A 19,038-nucleotide genomic window follows, 5' to 3' on the forward strand; every position below is an offset into this window, starting at 1 on the left:
ACAGCGAAGCTAAGCCACAAACAATTTGGTTCTTTATCAAATCTGTAACAAATTATGAGTAAGAAACCTTCCCCTACGCCAAAACAAGCGATCATCGCCAAGTCGTTCCATTCCTTTAATTTGATCGCGCTGATTTTGATGACAGCTAGTGGTCTGCAAATTTATAATGCCAATCCAGTTTTTGGTGGGCGTGCAGGTTGGCGATTTCCCAAAGAATTACTTTTAGGCGGTTGGCTAGGCGCAGGCAGAAATTGGCATTTCGCCTCAATGTGGCTGTTTTCCATGAGCCTACTTATCTATGGCATCTACATTTTTATTACCCGCCGTTGGAAGCATCGATTTGCCTCTGACAAAGATATTCAAGCACTCCAAGCTAAAAATCCTAAGCGCAAAACCTATGCTTGGCATCGCATTGCTTATACAGCGATCGTGCCAATTTTGCTGTTAGCAATTCTTTCTGGTTTATGCATGTACAAGCCCGTGCAATTTGCATGGATTTCAGGCTTATTCGGCAGTTGGCAAAATCTCCGTGTTGCCCATTTTCTAACGATTCCGATTGTGCTAATTTTTGCGATCGCGCATATCTTTCTATCCTTTCGAGTAGGCGGATTAAAGATGATTCGGTCTATGTTTATTTAGTTAAAAATGTGGACAGCGCGAAGCGCTGTCCAACAATTCTATAAAGGTTATAAAAAATGCAATTTGATAAACATCTGCACCATCGGTTTTCGCGTCGTCAGCTCATGCAATATGCTAGCTTGTCGGGAATGGGATTGTTTTTGGGAAGCTGCTCTAGTGATTCCAGTAGAGTAAGTCCGATTTTTAAGCCGCTCAACCAACAATCTGGAAATGTGAGAGCTTTATTTGAGCCACTCAACCAAAGTATTGAAGAGTTGATTTTTCAAGCAAAAACGCCTAGCCCAGAATATCCAATTAGTGCGATTGAACCTAATGCATTATTGATTAACTCTTTCGATACTACACCTGTCATCAATCCCAATATATTCAAATTAATAGTTGACGGTGCTGTGGAACGTCCTATGCAATTGAGTATGAAAGATATTCAATCATTACCATTAGTCTCAATGGTGATTAGACATGTATGTGTGGAAGGTTGGGCTGCGATCGTGCAGTGGGGAGGTGTGCGCTTATATGATATTGCGAAGTTAGTTCAACCCAAAGCTGGGGCGCGTTATGTCTATTTTGAATCTGCCGATAATTATTATGAGAGTTGGGATATAGCTTCGGCTTTACATCCGCAAACTTTACTTGCTTATCAAAAAAATGGTCAAGATATTCCAATTGAGAATGGTGCGCCTTTACGTTTGGCTTCTCCAATTAAGCTGGGCTACAAGCAGTCAAAATGGGTGATTCGCGTGAGCTTCACTAATGAACTAGTCCAACAACGTCGAGGTTATTGGGTAGATGAGGGTTATGAATGGTTTGCAGGTTTGTAATTCATGGGTGCATTGAGCTGGCTACCTTGCCGTATCGCCCGCAATGCGGGCGGCGCGGCAATCTGGGTTTTATAGTATTAGAATTAGAAACTATTTAAGAATTACCTCTTGCATTCAAAAGCCCTAAGAGATCCCCCTCAATCCCCCTTAAAAAGGGGGAAGAATTTAATTCTCCCCCCTTTTTAAGGGGGGCTGGGGGGGATTTGGACAATTCTTAAATTGTTTCTTAAGGCTTAGTCAAGTATCCGTTGATTTTCTTGACTAGCTGTTTTAGTGACACTGGTTTACTGAGATAGTCATTCGCCCCAATTTCGATGCACCGATCGCGATCGCCTGCCATCGCCAGTGCGGTCAATGCAATGATCGGCGTATCGGCTGACTCAGGCATTTGGCGAATTCGCTGGATCGCTTCCAATCCATCCATTTCTGGCATTTGAATATCCATTAAAATTACATCAGGGTGAGTTTGCTGAGCCAAGTCGATCGCTATGCGACCATTGCGGGCAATGACTAAGCGATAGCCCTTCAGACTTAAATAATCAGCAAACAGGTTAATATTCTCCTCATTATCCTCGGCGAGTAAAATTACTGGCGCATCGGAGATCGCAGGTTGTGTCGCATCGGAGTCAGACGGCAGCTGAGATTCTGGCTCAGCGGATAATTCACAGAATGGCGAGATCGGAATTGCGATCGTAAAGCAACTTCCCACCTCTAATTCACTGGTTAATCTGACTTCGCCGCCATGCAGCTCGACCAAGCGCTTGACGAGGGCTAAACCCAATCCCGAACCGTCGTAGTTACGATTGAGGGCACTCTCAACCTGCACAAACGGTTGGAATAACCGTTTGATCTGATCTGGCGCAATTCCAATGCCAGTATCAACGATGCTAATTTCTAGGGTGTCACATGCTCTGCCCTGCGCGTTCTCGGCATTATCCAGAACCTTTATATAGCTTACCTTTAGGGTGATTTTGCCGCCGTTTGGCGTGAATTTGACGGCATTATTGAGCAGATTAATTAGAACTTGCCGAATTCGCCGTTCGTCAAGGTTGATGGGAGGGAGGTTGGCGGGAATCACTGACTCCAATTGAATATTTTTGCTGAAGGCTTGTTGCTTGATAAAGACCAAACTTGATTGACAAAGGGCTTCTATGTTACAGGGTTGACAAGACAGTTTAATTTGTCCTGCTTCGATTTTTGCCACATCTAGAATATCGTTAATCAATTCCAGTAAATGATTGCTACTTTTTTCAATGGTTTGTAGGGATTGCATTTGCCGATCGTTTAAGTCACCAAAAATCTCCTCCTGAAGGATTTCCGTCATGCCTAAAATGGCGTTGAGAGGCGTGCGTAATTCGTGGCTCATATTGGCAAGAAACTCATCTTTCAGGCGAGTTGTTTTGATCAGTTCTTCATTAATGCGTTGCAGTTGTAGTTCCGCTTGTTTGCGATCGGTAATATCAATGTTTAAACCAACCTTCTTTTGGATCTCACCTTGGGTATTGTATTGGTTGAAGGCATAAGAATCGATAAAGCGGATTGTGCCATCGGGTCGAATAATCCGAAATTCGACGCGACATTCTCTATCCCCTTGAAAAGCAGCCTGTTGTTCCGCCTGCTTTACCACATCTCGATCATCAGGATGAACGCGCTGGAGCCAATCTTCATATTTACCAGAAAACTCCTCTGATGAAATTCCATAAAGTCTTAACATCCGCTCATCCCAGATCAAGCGCCCTTCATTTATTTGCCATTCCCAAATACCAATATTGGCTCCTTTAAGAGCAACTTCCAAACGATCTGATAGATCTTGAAGTGCAAGTTCAGTATTTTTGCGATCGCTAATATCAATATTCGCGCCTACCGCACGCACTAATTCTCCCTGAAGATTGCGCTGTTTGCAGGAGTACGACATAACCCATCGGACTGTACCATCGGGGCGAATGATGCGGAATTCTGTGTTGTAAATAGGTTGCTCCTCTGAAACGCCGGGCTGGGCTTTAAGCAAATCATCGGGATGCACACGACTGCTCCAGTCCTCGTAAGTACCATGAAATGCTTCGGGCGATACGCCATGAATAGCCAGCATCCGCTCGTCCCAGAACAGCCGATTATTGGAGAAATCAAATTCCCAGATGCCAATTCGAGCGGATTGAATCGCAAGTTCTAATCGTTCAGATAGCTCTTGCAATTTCTTTTCAGCAACTTTGCGATCGCTGATATCAATCACCACGCCATCCCAAATAATATCACCGTTTTCTTGGCGATCGGGCTGGGAACTAATCTGCATCCATTTCACCCTTTCATTTGGGAAGAGCAAACGTGCTTCAACAAAATAGGGTTGGAGGGAAGCAGCCGCATCCTGAACAGACCTTTGTATCATGGGAACATCGTCCACATGAATCCTTGCCCAGAGACAGCTAATATCCTGACGCACCTCTTCAGGGGTGAGTTCATAAATCTGCTGTACTTGGGGACTGACATAGATGAATTCATCACGACCATCAGGATGCAAAACATAGCGAAAAATCATCCCTGGCAAACTTTCTGTCATGCGGCGGAATTTGGCTTCACTGGCTTGGAGGGCGAGTTCGATATTTTTGCGATCGGTAATATCGGTCAGCGTGCCGACGTATCCCACTACGTTGCCATCATTATCCAATTCCTTCGCCACTTGGACATAAATCCACGTTGTAATGCCGTCTGGACGGAGATACCGACCTTCGCTGCCATGAATGACTAGACCCTCAGAATTAGATTGGGCATAGTATTCAGTCCATTCGGCAAGGCATTGCTCTCTGTCGTAGGGATGTACTGATTCCAGCCAACCATGTCCCAAGGCTGATTCCATGGGTCGCCCACTCAGCTCACTCCAGCGCTCGTTGACATAGACACAGTTGAGTGGCTGCTCATCAAAGCGGAAAATAGCGACTGGAGCCGCCGATGCAAGACTGGCATAGCGTCGCTCACTGGCTTTTAACGATAGTTCCATCGTTTTAATATCGGTAATATCCGCCGCAATCCCAACCGTTCCAGCAATGTTTAGCCGATCGTCCCTAAAGGGTGTTTTGGTCGTTTCAAACCACCCCAAAGTTCCATCAGCCAGTGCGCCTCGCTCCACCACTACCTTGCGTTTACCAGATTGCAATACCTCCGCATCATCGTCATGATAAGCTTGAGCCAAGTCTGCTGGGAAAATATCATGAGCTGATTTACCGACTAATTCCTCAGATGAAACGCCAAAGGCTTGGGCAAAGGGTTCATTTACTGCAATAAACCGACCTTGCTCATCCTTAATCCAAGCAAGATGGGGAATATTGTTCATCAGCGCTTTGAGATGCTTTTGTTTAAGCATCAGTGCTTTCTCAGCAATTTTGCGATCGCTAATATCAATCAACACCCCATCCCAAATAATATCGCCATTCTCTTGGCGATCGGGCTGGGAACTAACTTGTATCCATTTCACCCGTTCATTCGGCAGGAGCAAACGTCCTTCAACGAAAAAGGGTTGGAGGGAAGCAGCCGAATCCTGAATGGCACTTTGAATCATAGGAGCATCTTCTGGGTGAAATCTCGCCCAGAGACAACTCATATCCTGAAGTACTGCTTCAGGAGTCAATTCAAAAATTTGCTGCACTTGGGGGCTGACATAAACCAACTCATCACGACCATCAGGATGCAAAACATAGCGATAAATCATCCCTGGCACACTTTCGGTAATCCGTCGAAATTTGGCTTCACTGGCTTGTACTGCTAATTCTGCGGCTTTGCGATCGCTGATATCTTGATAAGTCCCCAACACACCAATCACCTCACCTTGTAAATTGCGGAGGGGTAGTTTGTTAGTTTCCGCCCAAATAGTCCGCCCATCAGCATGGTGTTGAATTTCCTCAATCCCCAGTTTGGCAGTTTGACTCTCGATCACTGCCCGATCATTGGCTCGGTAAAAATCAGCTTCCGTTTCCCCCCAAGTCAGTTCATCATCTGTCTTGCCAATAATCTGCGCGATCGTCTGAAGCCCTGCATCGTCCAGAAAATTCTGGTTACATCCCAGATATACCGAATTGACATCTTTCCAGAACACCGAAAGGGGAAATGTATCGAGTACCGTCTGCAAAAATTGTTCCCGTTCTTGCAATTCCTGCGTTCGCACCTGCACCCGATCTTCCAGTTCGTGATTTAGTTGCTGCAAAGCTTGTGTGGCTCGATCTCGCTCGATCGCAATACCTGCAATATTCGCAGCCTGAGCGATCCAGTCTAGCTCCTGCGCTTGGGGCGCTTTCTGCTCGCGAAAGTAAATGCCAAATGTACCTAATAAAGTGCGATCGCTGGCAAAAATCGGTATGGACGAACAGGCTTGTAAGCCATAGCAGAGGACAAAGGCTTTGTCATTCTGCCATATGGGATCATTCTCAATATCCGTCACCACGACCAACTCGCGCCGAAATGCCGCAGTCCCACAGCTACCTAAGCCTTCCGCAATTGGTAAGCCCATTTCAGAGACTATCCTTGCATAGTCTGGAGGCAGACTAGGGGCGATCACATCTCCCAGTCGTCCATCTCGACAGAGTGTAATCGAACAACTACTACCCCGCAGATAGGTTTCCATAGTTTGCAGCAAATCCACCAATACATCTTGCAGTGCTTCCGCTTTGGCAATTCGTTCATGAATCTTTTGTTGAATAGCAAAGAGCGAAGCAGTGGCTTCGTGAATGATGGAATCTCTCAGGCGTATGAGAGTTTCATGCTGGAATAAACCAACCAGTTGTTCTTGCTCGTCCACGATCGCTAAATGCGTAATCTGTGACGACTCAAAGTAGGCGATCGCGGCGTTAATATTACGCAAATTCTTCAAGTCGGATTGTGAAATTATGAGGCTTGCTGATGGAGATCGGTACTGCCAGAATTGTCTCAGCGTTAATTGAGCGATCGGCTGCTGTTGGGTCACTAGACGCATCACGTCTTGCTGTGTCAAGATACCTAAAACTTTTAGCTCATCCGATTCAACAATCACTACACAGGTTGATGGTGCATTGTCCCCATCTATCCCCTGCCTACTCAGGTTACTCATCTGTTCTACTGCTGAAAGCACAGTTGCATCTGCCCGCGCAACTAAAGGGTTTTGCACAATCGCCGCTTCCAAATTGCTTAGCATAGTGAAGTGAACCCTTAAATTCAGACAAAAAAGATGGCGTTTAAACCTATTCTCCACTTATATCACAATTACGACATTTAAAAATTTTCTGTTAAGCACTGATGGAGCTTGGTTCTTAATTCGCAAAAAGTGTGACAACGCTTCTGTGAATTGGTATAACCTATACTCTAAAGCTGCAATAATCACGGTTAATTTGATTCAGCTTATATGACTTGCAATAAAAAATGGCTTACATTAATTGGTATTGGGGAAGATGGACTGTCAGGACTAAGCCCAGCCGCCCGATCGCTAATTGATACTGCCGAAATTTTAGTAGGTGGCGATCGCCATTTAGCCATGATTCCTGAAGATATGCGATCGCGATTAGTTTGGACTTCTCCAATTGAAGAAACTATTCAGCAAATCATCAATTATCGTGGCAAATCAGTATGTGTCTTAGCCAGCGGTGATCCACTTTGGTTTGGAATTGGTACTACTCTTTTAAAAAGAATTCCCATAGAAGAAGTTTCGATTATTCCCTCACCTTCCACTTTTAGCTTGATTTGTGCGCGATTAGGATGGTCATTGAATGAAGTGGAAACTCTGAGCTTATGTGGTCGCCCTGCTTCACTATTGCAAACTTATATCTATCCAAATGCCAAACTTCTGATTCTTAGTTCTGGTAAAGCAACTCCTAAGATTGTTGCCGAAATGCTATGCGATCGCAATTTCAGCAATAGCAAAATCATCGTATTAGAACATCTCAACGGCATAAAAGAACGTGTTATTTCTAGTGTTGCGAATCAATGGCAAACCCTTCCTGAATTTGCCGATCTTAATGCGATTGCAGTGGAATGTATTCCCGAACCTAAAGCAATAATTCTATCGCGAATGGTAGGACTTCCTGATGATGCTTATCACCACGATGGACAATTAACTAAACGAGAAGTTAGAGCGATCACATTATCCGCACTTGCTCCAAATGCGAGTGAACTACTTTGGGATGTTGGCGCTGGTTGTGGTTCCATTGCGATCGAGTGGATGCGAAGTCATCCGCGCTGTCAAGCGATCGCGATCGAAAAATCTCGTACACATTTCATTGCGGAAAATGCAATTTCCCTCGGAACACCAAATCTCAAAATCATCGAAGGCAAAGCACCTGAGTCTCTCAAAGATTTACCAATACCTGAGGCAATTTTTATCGGCGGCGGCGCGACGATTCCCGATTTATTTGAGACTTGCTGGGCAAGCTTGCGATCGCAGGGGCGTTTAGTTGCCAACGTAGTTACTCTTGAGGGCGAACAAAAATTATTTCAGTGGCAGCAAAAATATGGCGGTACGCTTACCCAAATTTCGATTAGCCGCGCTGAAGCGATCGGCTCTTTTCTCGGCTGGAAGCCAATGCGACCTGTAACCCAATGGAAAATTATTAAGCCTTGAAGCAAACTTTGGGTTAGTGTCGTCGGTACTAACCCAAAGTTCGCTTCAAGGCTTAAATATGTTGCAACATATTTCAATTAACCCGTTTTAACGGGTTTTAGCTTTTTAGCTCGCACTTGAGTGCAGGGCTACTGCACCGCAACTATTTTTTGGTTTTGATTCTGTCCTAAAATAGGCAATAGCTACATTAAAAATACTAAGGACTATCTTGAGTAATTCAGCTAAAGGGCGAATGCTGCTCTCCCACAACTTTGATATTTCGACCAACATAGCACCAGCCATTAGTCGTGAAGAGTTTGCTGAAGTATTTCGGATTGGTTTAGGTGATCGCCCATCTTGCCAAACGCGATTGGTTAGCCATCCCCATTGGACTGTCGAAATTTTGTACGATCGCAACCAATTTTCACCCAAGCAAATTGGCGAGTTTTGTGCTCAGGCTCTTGCCGATCAACGCATCAGGCAAGGGCTAGATCGTCAATCTTTACCAGAAATTTTAGTCTTAGGCGGTGTCAAAAATACGCCTCCCACCAGTGACTCGCCAGACGCTTTGCAAACTGGGGATTGGGGTGTAGATGTTGTTGAGACATCAGTGGGGGCTACCTTTTTGCAGAGTATTTCTTGGGAATCGACGATCTCATCGAAACCCGTCGATGAGATCTTTAAGGTAGAACTAAAGGATTTCACTTATGGATAGCGATCGCTTTGCTCAACTAGAGTTGTTATTTCGCAGTGGTTCGATTTACGATCGCAAGTTAGCCCTTGACGAGTTGTCACAAGCTCCATCTGACCAAGTTGTGCCATTTTTGCAAGGACTAACTATTAGTACTGATTTTTTATGTCGGCGCTTTGCCGTAATGGGTTTAGGAAACCATCGCACAGATCAATCATTTCAAATTTTGATCAGACTGTTAGAGCAAGAGCAAGATGACAACGTACTTGCTGAGATTGCAAATACGCTGTTTGAATTTGGCGAGCGCTCCCTACCATTTCTCCAAAATTTATTTGAACGTAATCAAAACTGGCTCACTCGTCAAACGATTTTGGCAATTTTGATGGAATGCGATCGCCCAGATATCTTGCTAAATATAATTAATCTAGCGCTGCTCGATCCGACGCAGACTGTCAAAGAAACAGCAATCCTAGCCTTGGGCAGTCTGCTAAAAAGCAAATATGAATCTGAAGCCTTAGATTTACTGACCGAATTAGCTAGTGCCGAGTTTTGGCGCGATCGCTGGCGAGCTGCGACCACCCTCAGCATTTCTTCTAATCTCAGAGCAAAGCCACTACTTGCTAAACTCCAGAAAGACGAAAACCACTATGTGGTTGCAGCAGCCCTAGAAGCAGGCTTACCTAAATAAACCAAGAACTCAAGTTCTTTGCTAAAAGCTCAAGTCCACTGAAGTGGACTAAAGAATACTGTTAATTAACCCGTTTCAACGGGTTTAAGCTTTTATAGCAATATCTAGAGATGAGTGGCAGCGCTTCGCGCCGCCACTCATCTTTTGGTTTTTATGTCCTGAGCAAAACTTACATTGCTATAGCTTGCACTTGAGTGTAGGGCTACTGCTTGAATAAATTTGATTGTGTAAATCTTGTGCAAAACCAATCAAAATTCACAAATCTTGATAATTAAGGTTACGGACATATACGAAAATCGATTATAGCAAAGCGTATAAATTACTACGCTAGTAACCTTTGTCATTTAGAGGCAAAAGCAAGCATTATTTGCTTAGTCTAGCTTCTGAACTACGCAATTCATAAACACTTTTATTAAATCCTTTCGTTAAATCAGGAGATATTGTGTAATGCCTTTTGGACCAGCTTCACGCTTGGGTGTCAGCCTGTTTGATGAAACTCCTCCTATTGAATCGGTACTCGGTCAATCTTCAGGAGAAGCCGAAACGATCATTCTTGCCGTCTATCGTCAAGTACTAGGCAATGCCTATGTAATGGAGAGCGAAAGACTCGCCGTTCCTGAATCCCAATTCAAGCGCGGTGAATTGAGCGTGCGTGAATTTGTTAGAGCAGTTGCCAAATCTGATCTATACATGACACGTTTCTTCTCAAGCTGCCCTCGCTATCGTGCGATCGAACTTAACTTCCGCCATCTCCTAGGTCGCCCACCAGTAGATCTTGAAGAAATGCGTGGACATAGTACAACTCTTGATACCAAAGGGTTTGCTGCTGACATCGACACCTATATCGATAGCGATGAGTACCAAAGTACCTTTGGTGAAAACTTCGTTCCTTATATCCGTGGCTATAAGACCGAAGCTTGTCAGACCATGGTGCAGTTTACGCATACTTTTGAATTGGTGCGCGGCGCATCTAGCAGTAGCCTCAAGGGCGATCTGTCAGGAATTACGCCTAAGCTTAATTCGTTAGTAATCAACCCCACTGCTACCGCAGTCATTTCGCCTTTTGGTAATGGCGCAACCTTCCGTAATCCTGCTGATGCACCTTTAACCCGTCGTGGTTCATTTGGTACTCCTACCAGCAAGGTTTACCGTATTGAAGTCACTGGCTACCGTGCTAAGAGCGTCAATAGCATTTCCAAGTTCCGTCGTAGCAACAAAGTTTATTTGGTGGCTTTCGACCAACTTTCTCAAGAATACCAACGCATCCACCAACAAGGCGGCGTAATTTCCAGCATCACTGCTGTGTAATTGTTCTTCATTGAATAGTTAATGTAACGCGTTAACTATTCAATATTTGATTAAAAACTTTTTTTCGGAATTCAGGATTAGTGAAGCTCAGCATCGCTAATCCTAGGTTCTAGTATCAATTTATTTAAAAGGAGATTTATGGCAACTTTAACAGCTATCGAATTGTGGACAAATAGCAGCGCTGAAGATGTCCAAACTGTTATTCGTTCAGTTTATAAACAAGTTTTGGGCAATCCGCATGTTATGGAAAGTGAGCGCTTGACCTCAGCAGAGTCTAAGCTCGCCGATCGCTCGATCACCGTGCGTGAATTTGTACGCGCAGTTGCAAAATCTGATTTTTATCGCGATCGCTACTTCACCGCTTGTGCTCCATATAGATTTGTGGAACTCAACTTTATTCATATTTTGGGTCGCGCTCCTCAAGATCAGAACGAAGTTTCGGTACATATCGTTCGTACCGTAGCTGAAGGCTATGACGCAGAAATCGACTCCTATGTCGATAGCGATGAGTATCAAGCAGCCTTTGGTGAAAACGTTGTACCTTACAATCGCGGCACAAACAGCGCTAGTAATGCCAAGCAAATTGGCTATAACCGTATGTTTGCCCTCGATCGCGGTGCAGCCCAAATTGACAGCTCTGTCAAAGCCTCACAGCTTGTATATGCAGTCGCTACCAATAGCACCAGTGTCATTAAGCCTTCGACCTCAACCGTCATCGGTTCTGGCACTGAGAAGCGCTTCAAAATCTTGGTATCTGGTTCAAAATTTGATACTCGCCGTCGTGTCAGCACCACCGAGTACATCGTTTCGGCAAGCAAGATGACTCCCCAAATCCAACGGATTAATCGCACTTCTGGCAAGATCGTTAGTATTACCGAAGTTGCTTAATTGCGACCTAATTGTAAAGAGTTGCACTTTACTAATAAGCAAAGCACAACTCTTTACATCACATTATTTTGCACATAAAAATAATGTGCAAAATAACAAAAACCTATATAAACCTAATTTAAAAAATTAAAACTATGTCACTTTGGATCGAATCAGAAACTATTGAATTGCGTCCTAACGCATCAGAAGATGATCTACAGTCTGTAATCCGTGCAGCATATCGCCAAGTATTGGGCAATGCTCATGTGATGGAAAGCCAACGCCTAACTTCTGCCGAGTCTCAACTTCGCAACGGTGACATCTCTGTTGCTGGTTTTGTTAGAGCGATTGCCCAGTCTGAGCTATATCAATCTCTATTTTTCGAGAATTCTTCTCCCTATCGTTTTGTTGAGCTTAACTTTAAGCATTTGCTAGGTCGCGCACCTCAAGATCAAGCTGAAATTGCTGCTCATGTGTTGACCTACAACACTCAAGGCTATGAAGCTGAAATCAATTCATACATCGATAGCGATGAGTATGTCAGCAGCTTTGGTGAAAATGTTGTACCTTCTGCTCGTGGCAATCGCACACAAGCTGGCAGCAAGAACGTTAACTTCAATCGCACCTTTGCTTTGATGCGTGGTTACGCTGCAAACGACACTGGCAAGTCCGCTAAACTGATTAGTGATCTCGCTGGCAACTTGTCTACCAAGATCGTTGCTCCTGCAAGTGGTTCTGGCTCTGCTAGCAGCCGTGGCAAGCGCTTCCGTATTTCCATCACCAAAGCTAACTTTGGTAGTCGCGTAACTCGCAGCGCAACAACCTTTGAGGTTAACTACAGTCAACTGTCTCAGAAGATCCAGAACATCCAAAAGACTGGCGGTAAAATCCTCAGCGTTACTGAAGTAGCTTAAGTTCAACACTTAGCGCGTATGAATAGTTTCTACTAACGCGCTAAGCAATTTTGCTAGGTTGTTTGGTAAGAAGTTGGCAAAGTATTTAAAGAAAGATTGTTAAGTAATCTTTCTTTAAATATTGTTGGTTTAAAGGACTTGTTCATAGAGACATCTTTACGGAATACTTGTATAGATTATTTAGATAAAATTTTTTGATGAGCGATCGCACTTTTATGATCGCTAGGATGAGTTTGATATGAAAGATTTAGATATTAATACTGCCAGCACAAATTTTGGTGCTTACAACAGTCGCCAATTCTTGATTGAGTTTACAGGCGGAAATTTTACAGAGAGACTCCAAGGTTCTGCAACACATAAAGTTATTGTTCCCTATGGTTCACTTTCTAAAAAACTGAAAACAATCCAGAGACTTGGTAGCAAGGTTGTTAATGTATCTATTCATCCTCAGTGCGAAGTATTAAAGGTCAATCTTGAAAATGCTTCTACTGAGCAAATCAATGAACCCATTCTTGAAATTCATCATGAGCTTTTACCAAAAGAATCTGTTGAACAACCTATTGCTGAAACTTTAAAAAGTGAAGCTACGGAGGTTGATGAAATAACGGCAGGAGCCTTTCCCGAAGTCATTCTTCAGCCCGTCGTTGAGATTTCTCACAAAGAAGTTTCTGAAACTAATTCAGAAAATGTCTCAGCAGCACCCCAAGTAGTTATACCCAAAAAGGAAAAAGCCGTCTCTGAATCAACGCCTAGTTCCAAAAAGATAAAAGCATCTACTAAAGCCAGTCAAGGAATTAGTAAACAAAAAAGCAACTCTCAAGTTCAAGAACCGATCGCGATCGCTGAGACAGTTACAGCATCAGAGCAAGTTTTAGAGCCTGAGCCTGAAATTTTTGTTGAGACAATTAGTACGATTATTTCTGAGGCAAATGTCCAGCCAACACCTGAAGAAGTTTTGCCAACTCTTGCCAAAAACGAAGCTCAAGAACCAATCACATCATCGGTAAAGGCAAAAGCTCCCAGAAATCTGAGTAAATCAGGTCATGGGTTTAACAAATCTAAAAGCGATGCCAAATCACCAAGATCGCCAAAGCAGCCAAAAAGTTAATGGATATTAAGGAATTTGTAGAAAGTTCGATTGGACATTGGCGATCGCAACGCAGTGCTCATCATTTAGCCTTTGGACACTTTGAATCTGTTCAATCTGAGATTGATATAATTTCACTCTCAATTGATGCGCCAGAAGTGCTCGAGCTTTGCAAAGCTAATGATATCGATCCTAAGACAGCAGTATCACCTTTTCGGATGTCTTGGGAAGGGCAATCTGACTGGGAAGATAGCGAAGCTATCAAAGGTAATTGCGTTTTGATCCCGATTCCCGATCGCGATCGCCCTAATTGTGGGAAGCTCATTCGCGAACTTGGATATGCAGAAGAAATGCCTGCCATTGGTGAATATAGCTTTACTGATGATGGCACATTTGTATTGGTCACCTCCTATGACCGAGCTTCAGCTGAGGAGAAAATCTGGTTTGTTAACCCAAATCTGCGTTGTCGAGTCTCATTGATTAAAACTGATACAGGAACTGGTGTTATTACTGCTTCCTTCTCTTCAGAAATTCGCCAAATATCTAAGAGTTGACCCGTTCACGAATCCCTAAGAGATCCCCCCCAGCCCCCCTTTTTCAAGGGGGGAGAATTAAAATTTCTTCTTCCCCCTTTTTAAGGGGGATTGAGGGGATCTCTTAGGGATTTTAGCCGCAGAAAGTAATTCTTAAATGGTTTCTAAATCTGATGGATAAATCTGAAGTGATCTCAAATGACTTGTTTACTCTCGCACAGTGGATGGCAGGAGATTTTAGCAATTATCAGCAAGCGTCGGCTAGCCCTAAGGATTATGCGCATATTCATGTATTTTTTCGTCCTTTGCCCTTTGAGTTTTTCTCAGGGATCGGTATGTATTCCGAGCAGGTTTATGACTATGACCTTTGGACTCCATATCGGCAAGGTGTGCATCGCCTAGTCGAGCGCGATGATCATATCTATATCGAAAACTTCAGCCTCAAAAATGCCATGTTTTATGCAGGCTCAGGGCGCAATTTAGATATTCTCAAAACTATCTCAACTGATGTAATTGAGCGACGCTATAACTGCTCAATGGTATTTAAACGAGATGGCGATCGCTTTATCGGCGGAGTTGAGGGGAATAGCTGTTTCATTGAAAAAAATGGCTGTCAAACCTATCTCGATAGCTATGTTGAAGTTACAGAAACAACTTGGTTAAGTCTTGACAAAGGCTTAGATATTAATACCCACAAGCAAGTTTGGGGTTCTACTACTGGTCCATTAAGATTTGAAAAAAGGGAGAGCTTTGCCAATGAAGTCCCAACTATCTTACAAACTTCCTGAAATCCTATTAGAGTCGAATGAAGCCAAAATGCTGCCACCAGAAGCACAAAAGAAAATGCAATGCTGGATTCGCAGCCGACATTTAATTTGTTCGGGAAATTTCTTTGTATTTGAAAGCGTTGACTACAGTGCCGTTGAGCGGTTTGGAGAGTCTGTTGCTGCTCTGGGTGGGACTGTAATATCCGTCGATCCAGTCGGTAAGATTTGGATGGGCGATCACCGTCAAGTACTACTCTATCGTTCCAAAGCTAGTTTGCATACTCCTCATCACCAACTAAAGCAATATTGGATCAAATATGGCAATTTTCGGACTAGATTTGACGATCAAGCCTAAAACGCTAGCCCTGCACTCAAGTGCGGGCTAAGAGCTAAAACCCGTTGAAACGGGTTAAATTCCTTCAGTCGGTTTCAAACACTCATATCTTCACTCCAGTCTCTTGCAGGTCAAAGTTGAAACGGGTTAAATTTCTTCAGTCGGTTTCAACCGACTGAAGAAATTTAGCCCGCACTTGAGTGCAGGGCTTGAGTGCAGGGCTAAAAGCTTCTTAAACAAGTTCCTATTCGTAAGCTTCTATCGGTAAACAAGAACAGACAAAATTGCGATCGCCAAAAGCATTGTCAATGCGTCCAACACTTGTCCAGAACTTATGATCCTTGAGCCAAGGTGCAGGGTAAGCAGCTTGATTGCGTGTATAGGGATGGTTCCACAAATCTGCAAGAAGCGTCTCAGCAGTGTGAGGAGCATTTTTTAGCGGATTATCGAGTTTATCCATATCTCCAGAAGCGATCTCATTGACTTCTTCCTTGATGGAAATCATCGCATCACAGAAGCGATCAAGTTCCGCTTTCGATTCGCTTTCCGTTGGCTCGATCATCATTGTTCCTGCAACTGGCCAAGACATCGTTGGTGCGTGAAACCCGTAATCCATGAGACGCTTAGCGACATCATCGACCTCAATCCCTGCGATCGCTTTGCAGTCATGTAGATCAATAATACATTCATGAGCAACCAAGCCATTTTTGCCCGTGTAGAGAATTGGATAGTGTGGTGCAAGCCGTTGAGCCATATAGTTAGCATTCAAGATCGCGACTTCAGTAGCAAGTTTTAATCCCTTGGCTCCCATCAGCGCAATGTATACCCATGAAATTGTGAGAATACTAGCACTACCCCAAGGAGCAGCTGAAATTGTGGTTTGCTCAGTCTCTCCATTGAAAGGATGTTTTGGTAGAAATGGAACTAGTTGGGGAGCAACACAAATTGGTCCCATTCCAGGGCCACCACCACCATGAGGGATACAGAAAGTCTTGTGCAAGTTGAGATGGCAAACATCTGCACCGATATCTCCTGGGCGACAGATACCAACTTGGGCATTCATGTTTGCTCCATCCATATACACCTGTCCACCGTAATAGTGAATAAGATCGCAAATATCCTTAATTGCTTCTTCAAACACCCCATGAGTAGAAGGATAGGTGACCATCAGCGCGGCAAGTTCATGCTGATACTTTTCGGCTTTAGACTTTAAATCATCAATATCAATATTCCCTTCATTATCACAGTTCACGGTGACGACTTTCATCCCAGCCATGACTGCACTAGCAGGATTTGTGCCATGTGCCGAAGTTGGTATTAGGCAAATATGACGATTAGTTTGACCTCGATGTTGGTGATATTCGCGAATTGTAAGCAGCCCTGCATATTCACCTTGTGAGCCTGCGTTAGGCTGGAGCGATACCCCTGCAAAGCCCGTGATTTCTGCTAGCCAATTTTCTAACTGTGCAAATAGAATCTGATAGCCTTGAGTTTGTTCTAAAGGAGCGAACGGATGAATATTGCCAAACTCTGCCCAAGTAACTGGCAGCATTTCTGAAGTTGCGTTCAACTTCATCGTGCAGGAACCCAGAGGAATCATGGATGTAGTCAGCGATAAATCTTTCGATTGGAGACGATAAATATAGCGCAGTAGTTCTGATTCGGAGTGGTAGGAATTAAATACGGGATGGGTGAGATAGGGTGAATTACGAAGTAGGGAATTGGGAATTACGAATTGAGAATCAGGAATTCGTAATTCGTAATTCGTAATTTCTAATTTGTCCACAGAAAATATAGCAATTAGATCAAGTAAATCTTGCTTAGAGACAGTTTCATCTAAACTAATCGCGATCGCACCATCGGCGAAGTAACGCAAATTAATCTGTTTAGCAGAGGCTCTAGTTCTGATTGCATCACTAGAGATTCCTTTTAGCTCAACGCGAATCGTATCGAAAAAGGCTTGATGGGAAACAGTATGACCTAGTTGCTCTAGAGATTGGGCAAGAGTTGCCGCTAACAGATTGACTCGCTTAGCAATTCGCTGTAGGCTTTCTGCCCCGTGATAAACAGCGTACATACTTGCCATGATCGCTAGCAATACTTGAGCTGTACAAATGTTGCTAGTTGCCTTGTCGCGGCGGATATGCTGCTCGCGAGTTTGTAACGCCAAACGTAGAGCAGGAAGACCATGCACATCTTTGGAAACTCCTATCATGCGCCCTGGCATTTGACGTTTATAAGCTTCCTTGGTTGCCATGTAAGCGGCATGGGGTCCACCATAGCCAAAGGGAACTCCAAATCTTTGAGCACTGCCGATCGCAATATCTGCGCCAAACTCGGCAGGAGCCTTAATCAAGGTTAGGGCGAGTAAATCCGCTGCCACGATCGCTAAGCCACCATGCGTATGAACTTGAGTAATACATTCGCTGTAGTCATAGATTGCACCATCGCTAGCGGGGTATTGCAACAAAGCCCCAAAATATTGTTTGTCAAATTCAAGCTGATCGTGTTTAGCAACTACTACTTCAATTCCTAAGGGAATCGCACGAGTTTTAACCACTGCGATCGTCTGCGGATGACAATCAACGGAAACAAAGAATTTATTACCCTTGTTTTTGGCTAATCCTGCTGCCATAGTCATGGCTTCGGCGGCAGCAGTTCCTTCATCTAACAGCGAAGCATTAGCAATTTCTAAACCTGTCAAATCAATAATCATGGTTTGGAAATTAAGCAGAGCTTCCAAACGTCCTTGGGCAATCTCGGCTTGGTAAGGGGTGTACTGTGTGTACCAACCAGGGTTTTCCAAAATATTACGCTGAATAATTGGCGGCGTAATGCAATTGTAATAACCTGTCCCAATATAGGATCGCCATACTTTATTTTTGGAGGCGATCGCTTTCAGTTCTTGCAAAAGCTCATATTCTCCTCTTGCTTCCCCTAGATCCAATGGTTGTTTAATTCTGATCGCATCGGGCACAGTCTTAGCTATCATCTCATCGATAGAATCACAACCAATTGCCATAAGCATTTGCTGAATTTCCAAAGAGCTTGCGCCAATGTGACGGCTAATAAAACTATCGGTTGGCGCAAAATCGGCATCGCTAAGAGTCTCGCCAATATAGTCTTGATTTGTTTTCGCTAAAGAAAGATCTGGAACCTTCAATGATGGTGTTTCGGTGGTTTCTGCAATGGTCGAGTCTTGAGTTATCACGGCTAGAGAAGGTTCCAACATAGGGGTTATTGGTTATTGTGTAGAGTTAAGCCCTATGCTATTACAAATTCATTACAGAGTGTTAAGCATAACCAAGATTAGTTATATCCATGCCCCAAAAGAGTATAGCTATAATCTAAATAATTAGGCTCACCAAGAGGCAGTTATGCAAAGCAAAAAAGTACCAAGCATTGCAGGGCACACTAAGCAATTTCAACAGCTTCAGAAATTTGATGAATCTGAGCTAATCCCGATCGCAACTCAAGTATCCTTTGATGCCCTGCTGAATGTGATAAAGGCTTTGCCAATAGAGCAAAAATGGCAAATTTATCAAGTACTTGGTGTAGAGCTTTATCCTCAACCTCCTCAAGCTAAGGTAATTGAAGAGAAAGCGGACGAAGAAAGCAAAGCTAAATTGCTTACAGTGGTTGAAGAAGATACTCAAACTGATGAAGAGGCATTGAATACATGGTTAACTGCGCGTGGCTATCAAAAAGCAGAATGATAAGGCTATAGGCAATCATTTTGGAATAAAATAAAGAACTAATTTTTTGTGGCGCAGTGAAGCCGCGCCACAAAAAATTAGTTCTTTATTAAATCATAAAACCTTTACTGCTCATAACTTTTG

At 43.6% G+C, this 19,038-nt stretch carries 15 protein-coding genes; 13 read left to right on the forward strand and 2 right to left on the reverse strand.

The window, feature by feature from the left end; genetic code table 11:
• The first annotated feature begins 54 nt into the window (after positions 1 to 54).
• Positions 55 to 639: a cytochrome b/b6 domain-containing protein gene (locus PseudUWO311_RS04275; protein WP_142653875.1), complete on the forward strand. Its 585-nt coding sequence runs from the start codon at positions 55 to 57 to the stop codon at positions 637 to 639.
• 56 nt (positions 640 to 695) lie between these two features.
• Positions 696 to 1,457 (forward strand): molybdopterin-dependent oxidoreductase, encoded by a 762-nt coding sequence (locus tag PseudUWO311_RS04280; protein WP_142653877.1) that lies wholly within the window; start codon positions 696 to 698, stop codon positions 1,455 to 1,457.
• Between the two features lie 226 nt (positions 1,458 to 1,683).
• Here PseudUWO311_RS04280 and PseudUWO311_RS04285 read toward each other — a convergent pair whose 3' ends face one another.
• Positions 1,684 to 6,585 (reverse strand): PAS domain S-box protein, encoded by a 4,902-nt coding sequence (locus tag PseudUWO311_RS04285; RefSeq protein WP_190303392.1) that lies wholly within the window; start codon positions 6,583 to 6,585, stop codon positions 1,684 to 1,686.
• A gap of 234 nt (positions 6,586 to 6,819) precedes the next feature.
• Here PseudUWO311_RS04285 and cbiE point away from each other — a divergent pair, with 234 nt between their 5' ends.
• The 10 genes from cbiE to PseudUWO311_RS04335 all read left to right on the forward strand — a co-directional run bounded on the left by cbiE (position 6,820) and on the right by PseudUWO311_RS04335 (position 15,220).
• Positions 6,820 to 8,031 (forward strand): precorrin-6y C5,15-methyltransferase (decarboxylating) subunit CbiE, encoded by a 1,212-nt coding sequence (cbiE, locus tag PseudUWO311_RS04290; RefSeq protein ID WP_142653882.1) that lies wholly within the window; start codon positions 6,820 to 6,822, stop codon positions 8,029 to 8,031.
• A gap of 232 nt (positions 8,032 to 8,263) precedes the next feature.
• Positions 8,264 to 8,725: a DUF2656 domain-containing protein gene (locus PseudUWO311_RS04295; RefSeq protein WP_142654018.1), complete on the forward strand. Its 462-nt coding sequence runs from the start codon at positions 8,264 to 8,266 to the stop codon at positions 8,723 to 8,725.
• Positions 8,718 to 9,389, forward strand: coding sequence for a HEAT repeat domain-containing protein (locus PseudUWO311_RS04300; protein WP_142653884.1), 672 nt, complete (start codon positions 8,718 to 8,720; stop codon positions 9,387 to 9,389). Before PseudUWO311_RS04295 ends, PseudUWO311_RS04300 begins: the two co-directional genes overlap by 8 nt.
• Positions 9,390 to 9,836: 447 nt before the next feature.
• Positions 9,837 to 10,697 (forward strand): phycobilisome linker polypeptide, encoded by an 861-nt coding sequence (locus PseudUWO311_RS04305; protein ID WP_142653886.1) that lies wholly within the window; start codon positions 9,837 to 9,839, stop codon positions 10,695 to 10,697.
• 138 nt (positions 10,698 to 10,835) lie between these two features.
• Positions 10,836 to 11,585 carry a phycobilisome rod-core linker polypeptide gene (locus PseudUWO311_RS04310; RefSeq protein WP_142653888.1) on the forward strand — a complete coding sequence of 250 codons (750 nt, stop codon included), beginning with the start codon at positions 10,836 to 10,838 and terminating at the stop codon, positions 11,583 to 11,585.
• A gap of 134 nt (positions 11,586 to 11,719) precedes the next feature.
• On the forward strand, positions 11,720 to 12,478 hold the full coding sequence (locus PseudUWO311_RS04315; protein WP_142653890.1) for a phycobilisome rod-core linker polypeptide: 759 nt from the start codon (positions 11,720 to 11,722) through the stop codon (positions 12,476 to 12,478).
• A gap of 238 nt (positions 12,479 to 12,716) precedes the next feature.
• Positions 12,717 to 13,586 (forward strand): phycobilisome linker polypeptide, encoded by an 870-nt coding sequence (locus PseudUWO311_RS04320; protein WP_142653891.1) that lies wholly within the window; start codon positions 12,717 to 12,719, stop codon positions 13,584 to 13,586.
• Positions 13,586 to 14,119 carry a phycobiliprotein lyase gene (locus tag PseudUWO311_RS04325; RefSeq protein ID WP_142653893.1) on the forward strand — a complete coding sequence of 178 codons (534 nt, stop codon included), beginning with the start codon at positions 13,586 to 13,588 and terminating at the stop codon, positions 14,117 to 14,119. The genes PseudUWO311_RS04320 and PseudUWO311_RS04325 overlap by 1 nt, the downstream gene beginning before the upstream one ends.
• Before the next feature lie 152 nt (positions 14,120 to 14,271).
• The gene (locus tag PseudUWO311_RS04330) at positions 14,272 to 14,886 is read left to right on the forward strand and encodes a chromophore lyase CpcT/CpeT (protein WP_142653895.1); all 615 of its coding nucleotides are present in this window, start codon (positions 14,272 to 14,274) and stop codon (positions 14,884 to 14,886) included.
• A complete protein-coding gene (locus PseudUWO311_RS04335; protein ID WP_142653897.1) occupies positions 14,855 to 15,220 on the forward strand; it encodes a CpeR family transcriptional regulator in 366 nt (121 codons plus the stop codon). Before PseudUWO311_RS04330 ends, PseudUWO311_RS04335 begins: the two co-directional genes overlap by 32 nt.
• Positions 15,221 to 15,443: 223 nt before the next feature.
• On the opposite strand, the gene gcvP is transcribed toward PseudUWO311_RS04335, so the two are convergent.
• Positions 15,444 to 18,431, reverse strand: coding sequence for an aminomethyl-transferring glycine dehydrogenase (gene gcvP, locus PseudUWO311_RS04340; protein ID WP_142653898.1), 2,988 nt, complete (start codon positions 18,429 to 18,431; stop codon positions 15,444 to 15,446).
• Positions 18,432 to 18,576: 145 nt separating this feature from the next.
• On the opposite strand from gcvP, the gene PseudUWO311_RS04345 reads away from it, so the two are divergent.
• A complete protein-coding gene (locus PseudUWO311_RS04345; protein ID WP_142653900.1) occupies positions 18,577 to 18,915 on the forward strand; it encodes a hypothetical protein in 339 nt (112 codons plus the stop codon).
• Positions 18,916 to 19,038 lie beyond the last annotated feature (123 nt).

The organism is Pseudanabaena sp. UWO311, from assembly GCF_006937785.1.
In the GTDB taxonomy this organism is placed as follows: Bacteria; Cyanobacteriota; Cyanobacteriia; order Pseudanabaenales; family Pseudanabaenaceae; genus Pseudanabaena.